Source organism: Rhodanobacter thiooxydans LCS2 (assembly GCF_000264375.1).
In the GTDB taxonomy this organism is placed as follows: Bacteria; Pseudomonadota; Gammaproteobacteria; order Xanthomonadales; family Rhodanobacteraceae; genus Rhodanobacter; species Rhodanobacter thiooxydans.
Window position 1 is genome coordinate 40,174 of the sequence record NZ_AJXW01000043.1, and the last position, 14,772, is coordinate 54,945.

The window sequence follows — 14,772 nt, forward strand, 5'->3', positions numbered from 1 at the left end:
GCCCGCATTGTCTCGGTCTGTTGCCTATCGGGCAGCCGGAATGCGCGCACTGCAACCGCCGTGTCGTATGGGTGCGAGGCGAGCCGCGAAAGCCCTCGGGGACTGCCCGATCAATCAGTCATTGAATGCGTTGCGAGCATGCGGCGGACGCTGTCCCGCGCTTCATCCGACGCGGCGCGGTAATGCAGGATCACGCGGAGTTCGTGCGCGGATAGCAGGTGCTTGTGCGGGTCACCGGCCACGGGCTCGGTAGCAATTTCGCTGGCCGTCGTGGTGGTGATAGTCGTGTTGTCCATGCGCATGATGTTCCGTCCCCTGTAGAGACATCATCATGCCAGCGATCGTGAAACGTACAAATCAGCTCGCGACTAGCGTTTTTTCCGGGGGACAGGCTTGACGCCAAGGGCGGTGTCTACGATGGCGCGCAAGGCATCGTCGGCTGCACGGTAGCCACGCAGCATGGTTTGCTCATCGGCTGAGAGTGTGATGCCGGCGCCGTAGCCGGCTGGGCTGTCGGCCACGCCGCGCTTCGGGCCTTCGCCGAAATAGAGCCACTCGAATCGGACGCCATAGAACTTGGCCAGCGCGCGGGCACGCGGCGGCTCGGGCAGGTTGGCGCCGTTCAACCAGGCGGTGGCGCTAGGCACGCTTACCTTGAACCGACGCGACAGCTCAGATCCGGCGCCGTATCCGGTGTTGTGCCCGGCGTCCGTCATCGCCTCTTTCAAGCGCGTGGCGAAATCCATCGGGTCGTGGTCGGGTGGTTGCTTAGCCATTGCCTAAATTGTCCCTGATATCCATTCAGGCTCGCCCTGTTGCAATAGTTTTAGGCGTGACCTAACATTGTCCACACCATGGATATCCCTCATCTCGACAAAGCGTGTGACCTGTTGGGCAGTCAGGACCGATTGGCGGCCGCGCTCGGCATCAAATCGCCCTCGATTTCCGAGTGGCGCACGCGCGGGCGTGTTCCCGCCGAACGGTGCTTGGCGATCGAGCAGTTGACGGTGGGGAAGGTGACTTGTCACGACCTGCGACCGGACGTTTTCCCGGGGCTGGCCGTGGCAGGTCTGCAAATGGCTGGATGACAGGATTTTCGGTGCGGTGCTCATGCGCCGCATTTTTTCAGACGTGCAGGGTGTTTCTTGGGAACGCGTGTTCCCAAGAAAAACCCAGGAAGGGGCGGCGGGACATGCAGCAGATGAACTTGACGTTCGAACCGGGATTGGCGCAACGGTCGCGCTGTCTCCGCGACCACCTTACCGGACAGGTGCATAACCGCGGGCTGGTGAATGTGGCCGGCAAGATGGACCTGTCACCGACGCGGCTCACCGAGAAACTAGCCGGGGTGGACAGCGGCGGCAAATCGCGGGGCATGACGCTGGATGAGCTGGAAACGTATATCGAGAAAACCGGCGACATCACGCCGGTGCATTACCTGGCCGACAAGTACCTGCGTGACCCCGCCGTAACGCAGCAGGAAGCGATGGCGAAGCTGGCCCAGATCGCCGACGCGCTGCCGGCGCTGATGGCCGCCGCCGGGCTTGGCAGTGCACCGAAACGCGGGCGCTGATCATGGACATGATCGAGGTGGCACAGCGCCGGCAACAGGAAGAGATAGAGCACGCATTGGCGGCGCGGCCGATGCAGGCCACCGGGCGCACGCACTGCGCCAACGCGGAATGCGGTGAGCCGATCGTCCAGGTGCGCCAGCAGATGGGCGCGCAGCTGTGCATCGACTGCCAGCGCGCTGTGGAACGTGGGGCGCAGTCATGCGCGCGCGGGGCGGTCTGACATGCACGCATCGCAAGCAAACGCCGTCGCGCACGGCGCGCGAAGCCATCGCCGCCGTGCATCGGGTGTTGGAGCAGGGCTGCACGCCCGAGGAATTGGCGCAGGCACGGGCCAACCTGGACGCGCTGAATCGCCCGCGCCAGCCGCAACTGGTATTGAAGGTGACGCGATGACGCATTGGGTTTCGCCGGTGCCGGCCGGGGTAGGCGCCGCGGCGCGGGTGTTCCGCCCGGGACGCGATGTGCGACACGTGGCGGACGTCATCTGCGAGCGCGCTTGGAAAGGACCGGGCGTGCGGGTATTCCGCTGGCCGTGCGGCACGGTAGCCGTGGTGCGCGTGGGGTCGTACGGCGACGACGTGTTGTTGCGCGAGTGCGAGCCGCATCTGCTGGTGACCTATGCGCGTCACCGGTTGTTTGGCGGCGGCGCGCTTGGCGATGGGCCGATGCTGGTCGATGTGCTGCACGACCTCAACTGGGCGAGGGCGACGGCTGCATGATCAACGTCGAGCAGATCCTCGCGCGCGTCGACCTGGCCGAGCTGGTGGAGCGCCACGGCGTGCAGCTGGCGAAGTCGGGTAAGGAGTTGGTGGGCTTGTGCCCGTTCCATTCGGAGCGATCGCCGTCGTTCAACGTGGTGCCCGCGAAAGGCTTCGTGCATTGCTTCGGCTGCGGCGCGCACTACGACGCGATCGGCTTCGTGATGGCGATGGACGACGTGGATTTCATCACCGCGTGCCACCAGCTGGGCGGGCACGACATGGGCGCGGCGGCGAAACGCGCGGTGCAGAGCGCACCGCGGCGGCTGGACCGCCCGCGCGATGAGTTGTGGATACCGATCTGCCCGGTGCCGGACGATGCACCGCGCTGGATTCCCGGCGTGAAGGGCACGGTGTGGAACCTCAAGCGGGGCCGCTGGTGGGAAGGCCTGGCGCCCACGCGCGCCGATGCCTACCGCGACCCGGACGGCGCGTTGCTGGGCTACGTGCTGCGGGTGGACATGCCGGACGGCAAGATCACGCCGGCGGTCACCTGGTGCATCGGCCCGCGCGGTGAAGCGCGCTGGTGCCTGCAGCCGTTCCCCGACCCGCGACCGCTGTTCGGCCTGGACGCACTGGCGGCGAAGCCGGACGCGCCGGTGCTGATGGTGGAGGGCGAAAAGTGCGCGACGGTCGGTGCTGGCGCACTGCCCATGTATGCCGTGACGACATGGATGGGCGGTAGCCACGGCGTGAAACACGCGGATTTCAGCCCGCTGGAAGGGCGCGACGTGGTGCTGTGGCCGGATGCGCTGGATGGCGTGGGCGCGATGCTCGGCTATATCGACGGAAGCGGCCTGCTGCACGAGGGCGTGGCGCAGCTGGCCTATGCCGCCGGTGTGCGCAGCTTACGGGTCATCGACACCAATGGCATGCCGAAGGGCTGGGATATTGCCGATGCGGTAGCGGACGGCTGGACGGCCAAACAGATTGCGCTGTGGGCGAAGTCGCGGGTGAAGGCGGTGGAAATGGCGGAGACGCGGCGGGTGATGGCATGAGTGAGCCTGTAGCGTGGGCCGGGCCGAGTGAATACCCGCCGGTGGGGTGTATCGCGGTGATGCGCGGCGGCGACCGGATCGACATCTGGCCGTGCGAGTCGGATGACCCGGAGTGCTTCACCGGCTGCTTGATTTCGCCGAACAGTTCGTTCGCGCAGGCCGCGGTGCATGACGCGAGTTGCATGTGGTTGCGTGATGCCATCGTGCGGGTTGAACGGCATGACTGACCCGCAAAAAGTCGTAGTGCCGATCGGGCAGCGCCAGCAGAAACGCGGTGGTGGCGGGCGTGGTCGTGGTGGATCCGGTGGCGGTGGGCACAGTGCACCGGGCGATTGGTCGAATGACCTGACGCGCACGCAGACGGGCAAGCCGGAATCCACCACGCACAACACGCTGCTGGTGATGGAGCACGACCCGGCGCTCGAGGGGCTATTCAGCCTAGACGAATTCAACAACATCGTGCGGCTTACCCGCGACCCGGTATGGGCGGGTGGTGAGCGCGACGAATTCACCGACCAGGACGGCACCGAGCTGGCCGGCTGGCTGGGTAGCCCGATGCGCTACACGCTGAGCGTGAAGCGCGACATGGTGATGGATTGCGTCGAGGCGATGGCCCGGCGCAGCAAGGTGCACCCGGTGCGCGAGTATCTGACCGCGCTGAAATGGGATGGCGTGGCGCGTATCGACGCGATGTTCCCCACGCTGTTCTCGACGGTGGACACGCCATATACGCGCCAGGCCGCGCGCTGCTTTCTGGTGAGCGCGGTGGCTCGCATCCTGTGGGTGGATCCGAAGGTGCGGCACAACGGCGCGCAGGTCGACTTCATGCTGGTGCTGGAGGGCGAACAGGGCCGCGGCAAGACGTCGGCGGTGCGTGAGCTGTTCGGCGCCGAGTGGTATGCCGAGTCGATGGAATCGCCCAGCGGCAAGGACTTCTATCAGTCCCTGCGCGGGCGCTGGTGTGTCGAGATTGGCGAGATGGACAGCTTCACCAAGGCCGACGTGACCAAGGTCAAGCAGGCCATCACGTCGCGGTTCGACACGTACCGACCCAGCTACGGGCGCGTGGCGCGATCGTTCCGGCGCGAGTGTGTGTTCGTCGGCACGACCAACGAACACGAGTACCTGCGCGACGCCAGCGGCGGCCGGCGCTTCCTGCCGGTGGTGGTCGATCATGTCGACATTGCCGGCATCACGGCGCAGCGCGATCAGTTGTGGGCCGAAGCGGTGGAGCTATTCCGGCAAGGCTACCCCTGGTGGCAGCTTCCGTCCGATGCAGTGGAGCAGCAGGAAGACCGGTTCGCCGAGGACAGCTGGCAGGGCATCATTCAGCGCTGGTTGGCCGGCAAGATGATGGACAGCGCTTACCCCCAGCGCATCGCGCCAGCGGGTGATGGCCGGCCTGTGCCCTGGGCGACTACCGCCGACCTGCTCAGCTGGGCGCTCAGCATCGACGTGGGCAAGCACGGCAAGCCCGAGCAGATGCGCGTGGCGGCGATCATGCGGCGACTCCGATGGGAGCACGCCCGCGTCATGGTCAACGGCTACCGCGAGCGTCGGTGGCTGCCGCTGCCGCAGGCGGGGAGTGGGGGAGATGCCGATGTGCCGTTCTAACGCCCGATGGCGCGGCAGTCCGCCCATGATTGCCCAACCTGCCCAACCTCTGCCCAACCTCTGCCCAACCTCCGAGGCGGCACGCCCTATGGCGTTGCCCAACCTACCCAACCTTTTCGCGTGTCTCGCGTGTATAGACGTGCAACTGGCTTGCCCGGTTCATTTTCTATATGTGCGTAAACAGGTTGGGCAGGTTGGGCAGGTCGGGCAACACAAGCAACGACGCGGGTTCCCGCTGCCCAACCTCCATACATTGAGGTCGGGCAGGTCGGGCAAATGGCCGTGTGATGCGGTTTTCGATGGCCTGCCCGAACCTGAACGCGAACCTGAACCAAATGTTAAAAGGTACTCCCGGGGCTCGGCCGATACGGGTCATATGGCGCGCAATCTGCCGCTAGTTGCAGGGTTTGAACTTTGGTTCAGTGCACCCTTGCCCGGTTCAGTCGCGCGGTTCAGTGGGGTGCCGGCGTGAAGGAACTGAGTCAGTCCGAGTATGCAACGGCTCGCGGCGTATCGCCGGCCTACGTCACCAAGCTCAAACGGCAGGGCCGGCTGGTGCTGACGCCTGGCGGCAAGGTCAATGTCGAGGCCACCGACCGCCTGATCGAATCTACACGCGATCCGGCCCGTGGTGGTGATCGCCGGCCTGGGGCAGGGGAAGAGGCTGGCGCCGCCACGGACGCGCGAACAGCGGCTGCGCCGGGCGCACAGCGGCCAGGTGGTGGCGGGCTCCAGACGTACAAGGAAGCCGCACGGCGCGAGCGTATTGCGAAGGCCCGCATCGCCGAGCTGGAGCTCGCCGAGAAGACGGGCCAGCTGGTCCGAAAAGAGGAAGTGGCTGCGGCGATCTTCGGGCTGTCGCGGCAGGCGATGGAATCGCTCGACGCACTGGCCGATCGTCTGGCCTCGCAGCTGGCCGCCGAGTCAGACGTGGCGCGCGTGCATGCGTTGCTGACCGAACACGCCCGCAAGATCCGCGTGGCGATGGTGGGCGCCTTGCCGGGGCTGGCGGACGCGCTGGAGAAAGCCGCCTGATGCTCGACCTCGACACCATCGACGTCGACCTGGCCTCCGGCACCGATGCCGTGCTGGACAGCTGGCGCCGCGGCTGGACCATCCCCGAGCCCATCACGCTGAGCGCCTGGGCAGACAAATACCGCAAGCTGCCGAAGGAAGGCAGCAGCGAGGCGGGCGACTGGTACACCAGCCGCATGCCGTTTTTGCGCGAAATCATGGATTGCCTGCACCGGGAATCCACGGTGCGCGAGATCACGATCAAGAAATCCACGCAGGTCGGCGGCACCGAAGTCGGCATCAACTGGCTGGGCTACATCATCGAGCACGCCCCGGCGTCGGTGATGTACGTCTTGCCCACCATCGACACCGCACGCAAGTTCAGCGAGCAGCGCCTCACCCCGGCCATCAACCTCATGCCGGTGCTGCAGGAACGCATCCCGCCCGCGCGCAGCCGCGACAGCGGCAACACCACGCTGATGAAGAAGTTCCCCGGCGGCGTGCTGGTGCTCAGCGGGGCCAACAGCTCGGCGTCGCTCGCGTCGATGCCGATCATGTACCTGATCCTGGATGAGCTGTCGAAGTACCCCACCGACCTCGACGACCAGGGCGGCGCCGAACAACAGGCCTTGCGCCGCACATCGTCCTACGTGCGCCGGAAAGTCCTGCGCATCAGCTCGGCGACGATTAAAGATGCCTGTGCCATCAGCGCGGCCTACGACGCCGGCGACCAGAGCCGTTACTACGTGCCGTGCCCGCACTGCGCGCGCAAGCAAGTGCTGATGATTGACCAGGTCACCGACGACGGGCAGTACCTCTGCGTTGCTTGCGGACGGCTCATCGACGAGCATCACAAGACGCGCATGCTCGAGGCTGGCGAATGGATCGCACTATTCCCGGAACGCAGCGCCAGCCATCGCAGCTTTCACATCTGGTCGGCCATGGCCGCCATCGGCCTCGGTTACACCTGGCGCGAGATCGCCGACATGCGCGCCGAAGCGCGCAAGGATTCCGCCAAGGAAGTCGTGTTCGTCAACACGATCCTCGGCGAGGCCTACGAAGGTGCCAGCCAGAAGGTCGAGGCCAACGACCTGCAGCTGCGCGCCGGCAAGTGGGTGCGGCGCACCATCCCGCGCGGCGGCTTCATCGTCACCGCCGGGGTCGACGTGCAGGTCAACCGCTTCGCCGTGCAGATCGTCGCCTGGGGCCGGAACGAACAGGCCTGGATCGTCGACTACGTCGAGCTGCCCGCCGACCCCACGCGCAAAGAGGATTGGGACATCCTGTGGGACTTCCTCGCCCAGCCCGTGGCCAACGCCGCCGGCATCACCCTGCACATCAGCGCGGCGGCGGTCGACTCCGGCAACTGGACACAGGAGGTCTACAACGCCGTGCGGCCACGCCAGTCGCAGGGCGTCATGGCGATCAAGGGCAGCAAGGATGCCACCAAACCCATCATCGGCCGGGCCAGCAAGCAAGAGGTCGACACCAAAGGCCGCACCCAGCGAAAGGGCGTCAACCTGTGGATCATCGGCGTGAACTCCGCCAAAAGCACGCTCATGCAGCGTCTGCTCGGCGACACCGATCGCGACGAAGAAAGCCGCCTCATCCACTTCCCGAAAGACTTGCCGGACGACTACTACGCGATGCTCACCGCCGAACGGTTCGACCTGGCCGCCAAGCGGTGGCTCAAGAAAAAAGGCGCCCGCAACGAAGCGTTGGACACGTTGGTCTACGCCTACGCCGCCGCGCTCAGCCCCAGCATCCGCATCCACGTCAAGCGCGAGGCGGACTGGGCAGCCATGGAAGCCAAGCTCGAACCCGCTAACGACGACCTGTTCACTACGCGCGCGCCGCTGGCCATCGCCGCGCAGCCTCGGCCGGAAGCAACATCGACCACCGAGCAAACAGCCGTCCAGACGTCCGCTGCTGTTGTTGCACGTGGAACCCCACCTGCCGGCGCCAACCCCTTCGCCTCCCCCGACTGGCTATCCCGCCGTGACTGATTTCGTACCCGCGCAAGAACTGGTCGATGAACTGTCCCTGGCGCTCAAGGAGGCCAAGGGCATTTCGTTCGACACCGCCGTCACCTACGTCGAGCCCATCGTGCGCCACCTGCAGCAGCAATACGGCGGTGATGAGCTGTATATCCCGCAGCCTTACGTGCGCCGCGACGTGTCCGAAATCATCGCAGCGCGCAACGGCGGCATGCCGCTCAAGCAGATCCTGCGCGACTTCAACATCAGCCGCCGCACCTACTACCGGCTGCTCAGCCAGGCCTGATCCATCCGCGCGGGTGTGCCATCCGTCCGGTAAACGTGGCACAACAAGGCGGCGATTCTGGCCGCATGTCCACCGCCACCGACATGCTTGCCCGCTACCTCGCCGCCGAGACCGCCATCCTCGGCGGGCAGGTTTACAAGTGGGGTGACCGCCAGCTCACCCGCGCGGACCTGTCGATGGTGCAGACCGGCCGGCGCGAGTGGGAACGCAAAGTCAACGCCGAAAACCGCGGCTGCGGCCCGGTCGGCGTCAGCCTGGCCAACCTCACCGGCCAGCCGCAGGCGCCGGAAGGCGGCGAGTTCGATTACCAGTGGTACCGCGGATGAGCGGGCCGAAGAAATCCGGCATGTTCGACCGCGCCATTCTGGCTGTGTCGCCGGGCTGGGCCGCCTCCCGCGCGCAATCGCGGCTGCGCGTCCAGGCCTACAACAACGCGTATGAGGCGGTGAACCATTCCCGCCTGCGCAAGCGCCAGCGCGACTTCGGCAGCGGCAACACCGTCGCCGGCCTGGCGCATCGCGAGCTGCGCGACCTTGCGCGCAACCTCGACCGCAACCACGACCTGAGCCGCGGCATCCTCAACATCCTGGTGCGCAACGTGGTCGGCGCCAACGGCATCGGCGTCGAGCCGCAGCCGCGCGACGCCAACGGCGAAATCATCCCGGCGCTCGCCCAGCAACTCAGCGAAGGCTGGGAACTGTGGAGCCGCCAGCCCGAAGTCACCGGCGAGCTGAACCGCGCGCGCGCCGAGCAGCTCATGGCGCGCACGTGGTTCCGCGACGGCGAGGGCCTGTGGCAGTACCTGGAAGGCTCCGTTGCCAAGCTCAGCCACAACACCACCGTGCCGTTTTCGCTGGAGCTGCTCGAGCCGGACCTGCTGCCGATCGACTACAACGATCCGCAGCGCAACATCAGCCAGGGTATCGAGATTGATGCCTGGGGCCGGCCGCAAGGCTACTGGGTCTACAAACAGCACCCGGGCGATCCCTTCGTCGCGCTGCCCACGCTCAAGCGCCTGCCCACCAGCGCCGTCGGCCACATCAAGCTAGTCGACCGCCTCGGCCAGCGCCGCGGCGTCAGCATGTTCGCGAGCGTGCTGTCGCGTCTGGATGACCTGAAAGACTACGAGGAAAGCGAGCGCATCGCCGCGCGCATCGCCGCGTCCATGGCCGCCGTCATCAAGAAGGGCGACGCGCAGAGCTACGACGTAGACAAGCCCAGCGCGCCGCGCCAGATGCACTTCGCCCCCGGCATGGTCTTCGACGATCTACTGCCGGGCGAAGACGTCAGCATGATCGACAGCAACCGGCCCAACCCCAACGCCGTCAACTGGCGCGACGGGCAGCTGGCCGCCATATCGTCCGGCGCCGACGTCAGCAAGAGCAGCGCCAGCAAGAACTACAACGGCACCTATTCCGCCCAGCGGCAGGAACTAGTCGAACAGTGGGGCGCGTACGCGCTGCTGCAGCAGGCCTTCATCGACCAGTTCACTAGCGAGGTCTACACGCGCTACGTCGCCGCGTGCCTGGCCGGTGGGCTCATCAAGCCGGTCAAGGGCGTCACCTTCGCCCAGCTCAGCCACGCCATCTACATGCCGCCGGTCATGCCGTGGATTGATCCGGTGAAGGAAGTCACCGGCTGGCAGGCGCAGGAAGACCGCTGCTACATCAGCGGCGCCGAGATCGTGCGTCGCCAGGGCCGCAACCCGGCCGACGTCATCCGCAGCCAGGCGAAGTGGCAGGCCGACCTGGCCGCCGCCGGAGTCAAGACCCAGCAAGCCCCCACGGGCGCTTCGAGCAACCCGCCGCCAGCGGATGGCGGTGATAGCGCCGACGGCAATGCCGATACCGGCACCAACGATTTCCGCAAGGCCGTCGACTCGTACGGCATCGGTGTGCGCTCCGGCGTCATCACGCCGCAGGTCGAGGATGAGGATTTCTTCCGCGAGGCCGCGGGCATACCTGCAGCCGGTGCGGATGTGCGCAAGGCGTGGAGCAAGGAGCCTGTGCGCCGGCCCATCACCTTGACTGCACCGGAAGACGGTGCGGTCACCCCCGATAACCCCGCGCAGAGCAGTGGCAGTGATGCCCCGGCCGCAGATGCACCTGCGGCCGGGGCCGGCCCGCGCGTCACCACCGAGGCAGCCACCCATGCGTAAATCCATGCTCGCCGTCGCCATGCTCGCGTCCATCGCCGCCGGCGGGCCGCGCTTCGCCGCGTTCGCCGCGCCGGCCGATGGCGGCAACCTGCCGGCCATTCGCCCGCTGATGGTGCTGCGGCCGCTGGCGGCCAGCACCACCGAATACGAGCTGCTGGTGTACGGCGACATCGGCGACAGCTGGTGGGGCGAATCCGTCACCGCGCTCAGCGTGGTGCAGCAGCTGCAGGCGCTGGATGCCGGCGTCACCCAGATCAACGTGCGCATCAACAGCTACGGCGGCAGCGTGAGCGATGGCATCGCCATCTACAACGCGCTCAAGCGGCACAGCGCCAAGAAAGTGGTCACGGTTGACGGCGTCGCCATGTCGTCCGCCTCGCTGATCGCCATGTCCGGCGATGAAATCCAGATGCCGGCCACCAGCCTGCTGATGATCCACGCGCCGTGGGGCATGGCGCAGGGCAACGCCCAGGACATGCGCATCATGGCCGACGTGCTGGACACCTACGCCAGCGCCATGGCTGGCGCCTACGCCAACAAGACCGGCAAGCCGAACGCCGACATGCTGGCCCTGCTCAGCGACGGCGTCGACCACTACTACACCGGCGAGCAGGCCGTGGCCGAAGGCTTCGCCGACGCGCTCATCGACGCCACCGCCGACCAGGGCGACACCACCGCCGACGACAACGCCAACGCCCGCGCGGCCGGCGTCAGCCGCCTGCTGGCCGGTGCCCCCGACCACGTCCGACAGCTCGCCATCGCCGCTGCTGCGCGGCATCCGGTGGCGCTGCCCGAACAGGCCAAGCCGCGCATGCGCATGCCGGCCGGCTTCGACGCCAAGACCCTCGAACAGGCACTGGCATCCGCCAGCGGTCAACAGGCCCTCATGGCCGCACTTACCACGGCCACCACGGCCGACAACGGAGATACCGATATGAAACTTCGCAAGCTGTTTGCCGCGGGCTTCCGCAACAAGCTCGGCGCCGACGGCGGCGAAGGTGGTGGCGGTGTTGCCGCATCCACCGTCGCCGACGTTCATGCCGCGCTGCGCACCCGCAACGATGAAATCAAGGCCGTGCTGGAGCCGTACATGAAGCGCGACGGCGTCAGCGCGTTGTACGTCGAAGCGCTGGCCGATCCGTCCGCCACCGCCGACAGCGTGCGCGCCAAGCTGCTGCCTATCCTCGGCGCCGGCAGCGAGCCGGCCGGCTCCGGCATGCACATCGAGATGGGTACCAGCGAGCGCGAAAAGATGCGCGCCGCCGCCGAGCAGATCCTGCTGGCCCGCCACAACGTCATCACCGGCCCGGAAGCCGCCGCCGCGCGTCAGGGCAACCCGTTCGCCCGCGCCACCCTGATGGGTATCGCCGAACACTGCGCCATGGCGGCCGGCATGAACACCCGCAGCATGGGCCGCGAAGAGTTGGCCCGCCGCGTGCTCGCCGCGCAGACCACCAGCGACTTCCCGGTGCTGCTGGAAAACGTGCTGCACAAGGTGCTCATCGGCGGCTACAACGCCACGCCGTTCACCTGGACGCGCTTCTGCGCCACCGGCACCCTGATGGACTACCGCCCGCACGGCCGCTACCACCTGAGTTCCTTCAGTGATTTGAAGGAAACCAATGAGCATGGCGAGTACGAAAACGGCGTGCTCGGCGACGGCGCCAAGGAAACGATCACCGGCAAGCGCAAGGGCCGCATCCTGGAGATCACCCCGGAAGTGCTCATCAACGACGACCTCGGTGCGCTGGTGCGCGTGGCCGGCGCCCTTGGCCAGGCGGCCGGCCGCACCATCGAAAAAGACGTCTACGCCCTGTTCGCCATGAACGGTGGCGCCGGCCCGGTCATGAGCGACATGCTGCCGCTGTTCCATGCCAATCACGGCAACATCGCCGGCACCGCGGCGGCCCCCGGCGTGGCCAGCTTCGATGCCGCCCGCGTGCAGATGGCCAACCAGATGGACCCGGGCGGCAATGACTTCCTCGACATCATGCCGGCCATCTGGCTTGGCCCGCTGTCGCTGGGCGGCGCCGCGCGCGTCACCAACCGCTCCGAGTTCGACCCGGACGCCAGCAACAAGCTACAGCGCCCGAACATCGTGCGCGACGTGTTCAAGGACATCATCGACACCCCGCGCCTGTCCGGTACCGGCTGGTACGCCCTGGCCGACGCCGCCACCGAGCCGGTGTTCGAGGTCGCGTTCATGGACGGCGTGCAGACCCCGACGCTGGAACAGGAACTCAACTTCCGCACCGACGGCATCGCGTGGAAGGCCGCCCACCGCTACGGCGCCGGCGCGGTCGGCTGGCGCGGCGCGATCAAGAACGCGGGCGCGTAATCGTCCAGTGGTGGCGCGGGTCGCCCGCGCCACTGCAGCACCTTTTCTCAGCTTCGGAGCAGTGCCATGACCACGCGTTACATCAAGCCGGGCGACGCCCTCAACTACACCAACGCCAGCGGTGCCGCGATCGCCGTCAACGACATCGTCGTCGTGGGCAGCTACATCGCCGTCGCCGCCACAAACATCGCCATCGGCGCCACCGGCAGCATCCTCGGCGATGGCGTCTTCACCCTGCCCAAGAAAGCCGGCACCGCCATGCCGGCCGGTACCAAGGTCACCTGGTCGGTAGCCGACAAGGCCGTCATCGTCGGCGCCGGCGTGACCGGCGACGTGTTCGGTTGCGGCGTGGTCGTGGAAGTCGACGCTGCCAGCGCCGACCTCACCGCCCGTGTGCTGATCGACACCGGCATGGGTAGCAAGGTCTAAGCCGTGTCGATGCGCGCCGCCTTCGCCGGTATGCACCGTGACCTGATCGCCACCATGGGCGATCCGGCCACGTACGTGCCGGCGGCAGGCGGCAGCATCCCGCTGCTGGCCGTGCTCGACCGCAACACCGCCGAGCTGGGCGAGTACGGGCAAACGGTGGCCTACCGGCCGTCCGTCTCCGTGCTGTGTGCCGACGTGGCGCGGCCGGAGCAGGGCGACCTGGTCAACTTCACCGACCCCGACACCGGCGCCGTCGTCAGCAGCTGGCAGGTCATCCGCCCGGCCAGCGCCGACGACATGGTCGTCCAGCTGTGGGTAGCGCCGGCATGATCGACCTGCAGCCCAAGATCGCCATGGTGGCCGACTGGGCGCGAGCCATTCGCAAGGCCGGCGGCTACCTCACCGACATCGGTGCCAGCGTGGTCACCGAGCGCGTGGGCGGCAACGGCGACGACAACGTCGTGCTGGTGGGCGTGTTTCTCTCCGACCTCACCCCGCTCAAGACCACGCCGCAGCGCCGCGACTGGCAATTCGATATCGCCATCGAGGCCCGCGTGCCCGTGTCGTTCAAGACCGCCGAAGCCCAAACGCTGGCGGTGATCGAAGACATGGTCAAGTGCATCCCGACCAAGAAAGCCACTGCCAACGACAACCTGGCCACGCTGGAAATCAGCGGTACCGACATCAACCGCCAGCCCGACGGCGTCCCCTACATCGTGGTGAGTGTGACCGTGCGGGGCACTTGCTACGAATTCATTTCCCAGCCCGCGTAATTCGGAGGATTCACCATGTCTGGTCTGCTTTGCTCGGGCAACGTCAACATCGCCCTGCTCAACGACGACGGCACCTTCAAGGGCTATCTTGGCCTGAAGAACACCGTCGAACTCGCCCTCAACCCCGGCGCCGTCAACTCGCAGGTTCGCGTCTCGAAGATGATCGCCGACTTCGGCCAGAACCTCGACACCGTCAACATTCCGGGTGGCCCCACGATCGCGCTCAGCGTCGACGATGTCGATGCCGACACCGTGGGCATGGCCTTCCGCGGTGACGTCGCCACCCTCAACCTGCCAGTGCTCACTGCCGCCGCATCCACGCTCGCCGTGGTGCCCGGCATGTGGTTCCCGGTAGCGCCTGCTGGCTATAAGATCACCGCGCTGGTCGTGAAGGATGCGGCCGATGTGGTTACCTTCGACTTGGGCACCGACTACACCCTCGATCCCGATGGCGCGATGATGTACATCGTCCCGACCGGCACCATCGTCGCGGGGAATCTCAGCCTCACCGTGACTGCCGCCGCTGTCACCGGCAAGCGTATCTCGCCGGCCACCAAGTCGGCCCTGCGCGTGGCTGTGCGCGGGCGCATGAAGAACCTCGCCACCGGCAAGTTCCTCATCGTCAACGTGCCCGACGCGAGCGTGTCGCCGGGTGAGAACGTGGACTTCCTGAGCGGCAACTACGCCGTCAACAAGATGACCGGGCCCATCCGCACCGCTGTCGGCCAGCCCCCGTACACCGTCGATTTCCTCGACTGATCGGCCAGGGCAACTTCGGGCCGGCGTGCAATGCGCCGGCCCTTTTGTGCCACCCGTCCGGTAAACGTGGCACA

Annotated in this window: 20 protein-coding genes; 18 read left to right on the top strand and 2 right to left on the bottom strand. The window is 66.7% G+C overall.

Annotated elements, in window-relative coordinates; translation table 11 throughout:
- Nucleotides 1-110: 110 nt before the first annotated feature.
- Both UUA_RS08980 and UUA_RS08985 read right to left on the bottom strand, forming a co-directional pair.
- Nucleotides 111-302 carry a hypothetical protein gene (locus UUA_RS08980; RefSeq protein WP_008436120.1) on the bottom strand — a complete coding sequence of 64 codons (192 nt, stop codon included), beginning with the start codon at nt 300-302 and terminating at the stop codon, nt 111-113.
- A gap of 66 nt (nt 303-368) precedes the next feature.
- The gene (locus UUA_RS08985; protein WP_008436122.1) at nt 369-746 is read right to left on the bottom strand and encodes a helix-turn-helix domain-containing protein; all 378 of its coding nucleotides are present in this window, start codon (nt 744-746) and stop codon (nt 369-371) included.
- A 108-nt stretch (nt 747-854) separates the two neighbouring features.
- On the opposite strand from UUA_RS08985, the gene UUA_RS08990 reads away from it, so the two are divergent.
- The 18 genes from UUA_RS08990 to UUA_RS09070 all read left to right on the top strand — a co-directional run bounded on the left by UUA_RS08990 (nt 855) and on the right by UUA_RS09070 (nt 14,698).
- The gene (locus UUA_RS08990) at nt 855-1,088 is read left to right on the top strand and encodes a transcriptional regulator (RefSeq protein WP_008436123.1); all 234 of its coding nucleotides are present in this window, start codon (nt 855-857) and stop codon (nt 1,086-1,088) included.
- 104 nt (nt 1,089-1,192) lie between these two features.
- Complete coding sequence (locus tag UUA_RS08995; RefSeq protein ID WP_008436124.1) at nt 1,193-1,573, top strand: hypothetical protein; 381 nt, start codon at nt 1,193-1,195, stop codon at nt 1,571-1,573.
- Nucleotides 1,574-1,575: 2 nt separating this feature from the next.
- The gene (locus UUA_RS09000) at nt 1,576-1,794 is read left to right on the top strand and encodes a TraR/DksA C4-type zinc finger protein (protein ID WP_008436125.1); all 219 of its coding nucleotides are present in this window, start codon (nt 1,576-1,578) and stop codon (nt 1,792-1,794) included.
- A complete protein-coding gene (locus UUA_RS09005) occupies nt 1,773-1,967 on the top strand; it encodes a hypothetical protein (protein WP_008436126.1) in 195 nt (64 codons plus the stop codon). The genes UUA_RS09000 and UUA_RS09005 overlap by 22 nt, the downstream gene beginning before the upstream one ends.
- The gene (locus UUA_RS09010) at nt 1,964-2,293 is read left to right on the top strand and encodes a hypothetical protein (protein WP_008436127.1); all 330 of its coding nucleotides are present in this window, start codon (nt 1,964-1,966) and stop codon (nt 2,291-2,293) included. Before UUA_RS09005 ends, UUA_RS09010 begins: the two co-directional genes overlap by 4 nt.
- The gene (locus UUA_RS09015) at nt 2,290-3,330 is read left to right on the top strand and encodes a CHC2 zinc finger domain-containing protein (RefSeq protein WP_008436128.1); all 1,041 of its coding nucleotides are present in this window, start codon (nt 2,290-2,292) and stop codon (nt 3,328-3,330) included. The genes UUA_RS09010 and UUA_RS09015 overlap by 4 nt, the downstream gene beginning before the upstream one ends.
- A gap of 59 nt (nt 3,331-3,389) precedes the next feature.
- Nucleotides 3,390-3,557, top strand: coding sequence for a hypothetical protein (locus tag UUA_RS19600; protein WP_162098684.1), 168 nt, complete (start codon nt 3,390-3,392; stop codon nt 3,555-3,557).
- A complete protein-coding gene (locus UUA_RS09020) occupies nt 3,550-4,944 on the top strand; it encodes a virulence-associated E family protein (protein ID WP_162098685.1) in 1,395 nt (464 codons plus the stop codon). Before UUA_RS19600 ends, UUA_RS09020 begins: the two co-directional genes overlap by 8 nt.
- A gap of 468 nt (nt 4,945-5,412) precedes the next feature.
- Nucleotides 5,413-5,979, top strand: coding sequence for a hypothetical protein (locus UUA_RS09025; protein ID WP_008436133.1), 567 nt, complete (start codon nt 5,413-5,415; stop codon nt 5,977-5,979).
- The gene (locus tag UUA_RS09030; RefSeq protein ID WP_008436134.1) at nt 5,979-7,964 is read left to right on the top strand and encodes a phage terminase large subunit family protein; all 1,986 of its coding nucleotides are present in this window, start codon (nt 5,979-5,981) and stop codon (nt 7,962-7,964) included. Before UUA_RS09025 ends, UUA_RS09030 begins: the two co-directional genes overlap by 1 nt.
- Complete coding sequence (locus UUA_RS09035) at nt 7,957-8,241, top strand: helix-turn-helix domain-containing protein (protein ID WP_008436135.1); 285 nt, start codon at nt 7,957-7,959, stop codon at nt 8,239-8,241. The genes UUA_RS09030 and UUA_RS09035 overlap by 8 nt, the downstream gene beginning before the upstream one ends.
- Before the next feature lie 65 nt (nt 8,242-8,306).
- Nucleotides 8,307-8,567: a hypothetical protein gene (locus UUA_RS09040; RefSeq protein ID WP_008436136.1), complete on the top strand. Its 261-nt coding sequence runs from the start codon at nt 8,307-8,309 to the stop codon at nt 8,565-8,567.
- 20 nt (nt 8,568-8,587) lie between these two features.
- Nucleotides 8,588-10,399, top strand: a complete 1,812-nt coding sequence (locus UUA_RS09045; RefSeq protein ID WP_008436138.1) for a phage portal protein — start codon at nt 8,588-8,590, stop codon at nt 10,397-10,399.
- Complete coding sequence (locus UUA_RS18540) at nt 10,392-12,737, top strand: ClpP-like prohead protease/major capsid protein fusion protein (RefSeq protein ID WP_162098686.1); 2,346 nt, start codon at nt 10,392-10,394, stop codon at nt 12,735-12,737. The genes UUA_RS09045 and UUA_RS18540 overlap by 8 nt, the downstream gene beginning before the upstream one ends.
- A gap of 66 nt (nt 12,738-12,803) precedes the next feature.
- Nucleotides 12,804-13,166 (top strand): DUF2190 family protein, encoded by a 363-nt coding sequence (locus tag UUA_RS09055; RefSeq protein WP_008436142.1) that lies wholly within the window; start codon nt 12,804-12,806, stop codon nt 13,164-13,166.
- Nucleotides 13,167-13,175: 9 nt separating this feature from the next.
- On the top strand, nt 13,176-13,496 hold the full coding sequence (locus UUA_RS09060) for a head-tail joining protein (protein WP_008436144.1): 321 nt from the start codon (nt 13,176-13,178) through the stop codon (nt 13,494-13,496).
- A complete protein-coding gene (locus tag UUA_RS09065) occupies nt 13,493-13,939 on the top strand; it encodes a hypothetical protein (protein WP_008436146.1) in 447 nt (148 codons plus the stop codon). Before UUA_RS09060 ends, UUA_RS09065 begins: the two co-directional genes overlap by 4 nt.
- Before the next feature lie 15 nt (nt 13,940-13,954).
- Nucleotides 13,955-14,698 (top strand): phage tail tube protein, encoded by a 744-nt coding sequence (locus UUA_RS09070; RefSeq protein WP_008436147.1) that lies wholly within the window; start codon nt 13,955-13,957, stop codon nt 14,696-14,698.
- Nucleotides 14,699-14,772 lie beyond the last annotated feature (74 nt).

What these genes read in the sequence shown, in the direction of transcription:
- UUA_RS08980 (WP_008436120.1), bottom strand. Translation starts at nt 302, where the DNA reads ATGCGCATGGACAACACGACTATCACCACCACGACGGCCAGCGAAATT.
- UUA_RS08985 (WP_008436122.1), bottom strand. Translation starts at nt 746, where the DNA reads ATGGATTTCGCCACGCGCTTGAAAGAGGCGATGACGGACGCCGGGCAC.
- UUA_RS08990 (WP_008436123.1), top strand. Translation starts at nt 855, where the DNA reads ATGGATATCCCTCATCTCGACAAAGCGTGTGACCTGTTGGGCAGTCAG.
- UUA_RS08995 (WP_008436124.1), top strand. Translation starts at nt 1,193, where the DNA reads ATGCAGCAGATGAACTTGACGTTCGAACCGGGATTGGCGCAACGGTCG.
- UUA_RS09000 (WP_008436125.1), top strand. Translation starts at nt 1,576, where the DNA reads ATGGACATGATCGAGGTGGCACAGCGCCGGCAACAGGAAGAGATAGAG.
- UUA_RS09005 (WP_008436126.1), top strand. Translation starts at nt 1,773, where the DNA reads ATGCGCGCGCGGGGCGGTCTGACATGCACGCATCGCAAGCAAACGCCG.
- UUA_RS09010 (WP_008436127.1), top strand. Translation starts at nt 1,964, where the DNA reads ATGACGCATTGGGTTTCGCCGGTGCCGGCCGGGGTAGGCGCCGCGGCG.
- UUA_RS09015 (WP_008436128.1), top strand. Translation starts at nt 2,290, where the DNA reads ATGATCAACGTCGAGCAGATCCTCGCGCGCGTCGACCTGGCCGAGCTG.
- UUA_RS19600 (WP_162098684.1), top strand. Translation starts at nt 3,390, where the DNA reads ATGCGCGGCGGCGACCGGATCGACATCTGGCCGTGCGAGTCGGATGAC.
- UUA_RS09020 (WP_162098685.1), top strand. Translation starts at nt 3,550, where the DNA reads ATGACTGACCCGCAAAAAGTCGTAGTGCCGATCGGGCAGCGCCAGCAG.
- UUA_RS09030 (WP_008436134.1), top strand. Translation starts at nt 5,979, where the DNA reads ATGCTCGACCTCGACACCATCGACGTCGACCTGGCCTCCGGCACCGAT.
- UUA_RS09040 (WP_008436136.1), top strand. Translation starts at nt 8,307, where the DNA reads ATGTCCACCGCCACCGACATGCTTGCCCGCTACCTCGCCGCCGAGACC.
- UUA_RS09045 (WP_008436138.1), top strand. Translation starts at nt 8,588, where the DNA reads ATGTTCGACCGCGCCATTCTGGCTGTGTCGCCGGGCTGGGCCGCCTCC.
- UUA_RS18540 (WP_162098686.1), top strand. Translation starts at nt 10,392, where the DNA reads ATGCGTAAATCCATGCTCGCCGTCGCCATGCTCGCGTCCATCGCCGCC.
- UUA_RS09055 (WP_008436142.1), top strand. Translation starts at nt 12,804, where the DNA reads ATGACCACGCGTTACATCAAGCCGGGCGACGCCCTCAACTACACCAAC.
- UUA_RS09060 (WP_008436144.1), top strand. Translation starts at nt 13,176, where the DNA reads ATGCGCGCCGCCTTCGCCGGTATGCACCGTGACCTGATCGCCACCATG.
- UUA_RS09065 (WP_008436146.1), top strand. Translation starts at nt 13,493, where the DNA reads ATGATCGACCTGCAGCCCAAGATCGCCATGGTGGCCGACTGGGCGCGA.
- UUA_RS09070 (WP_008436147.1), top strand. Translation starts at nt 13,955, where the DNA reads ATGTCTGGTCTGCTTTGCTCGGGCAACGTCAACATCGCCCTGCTCAAC.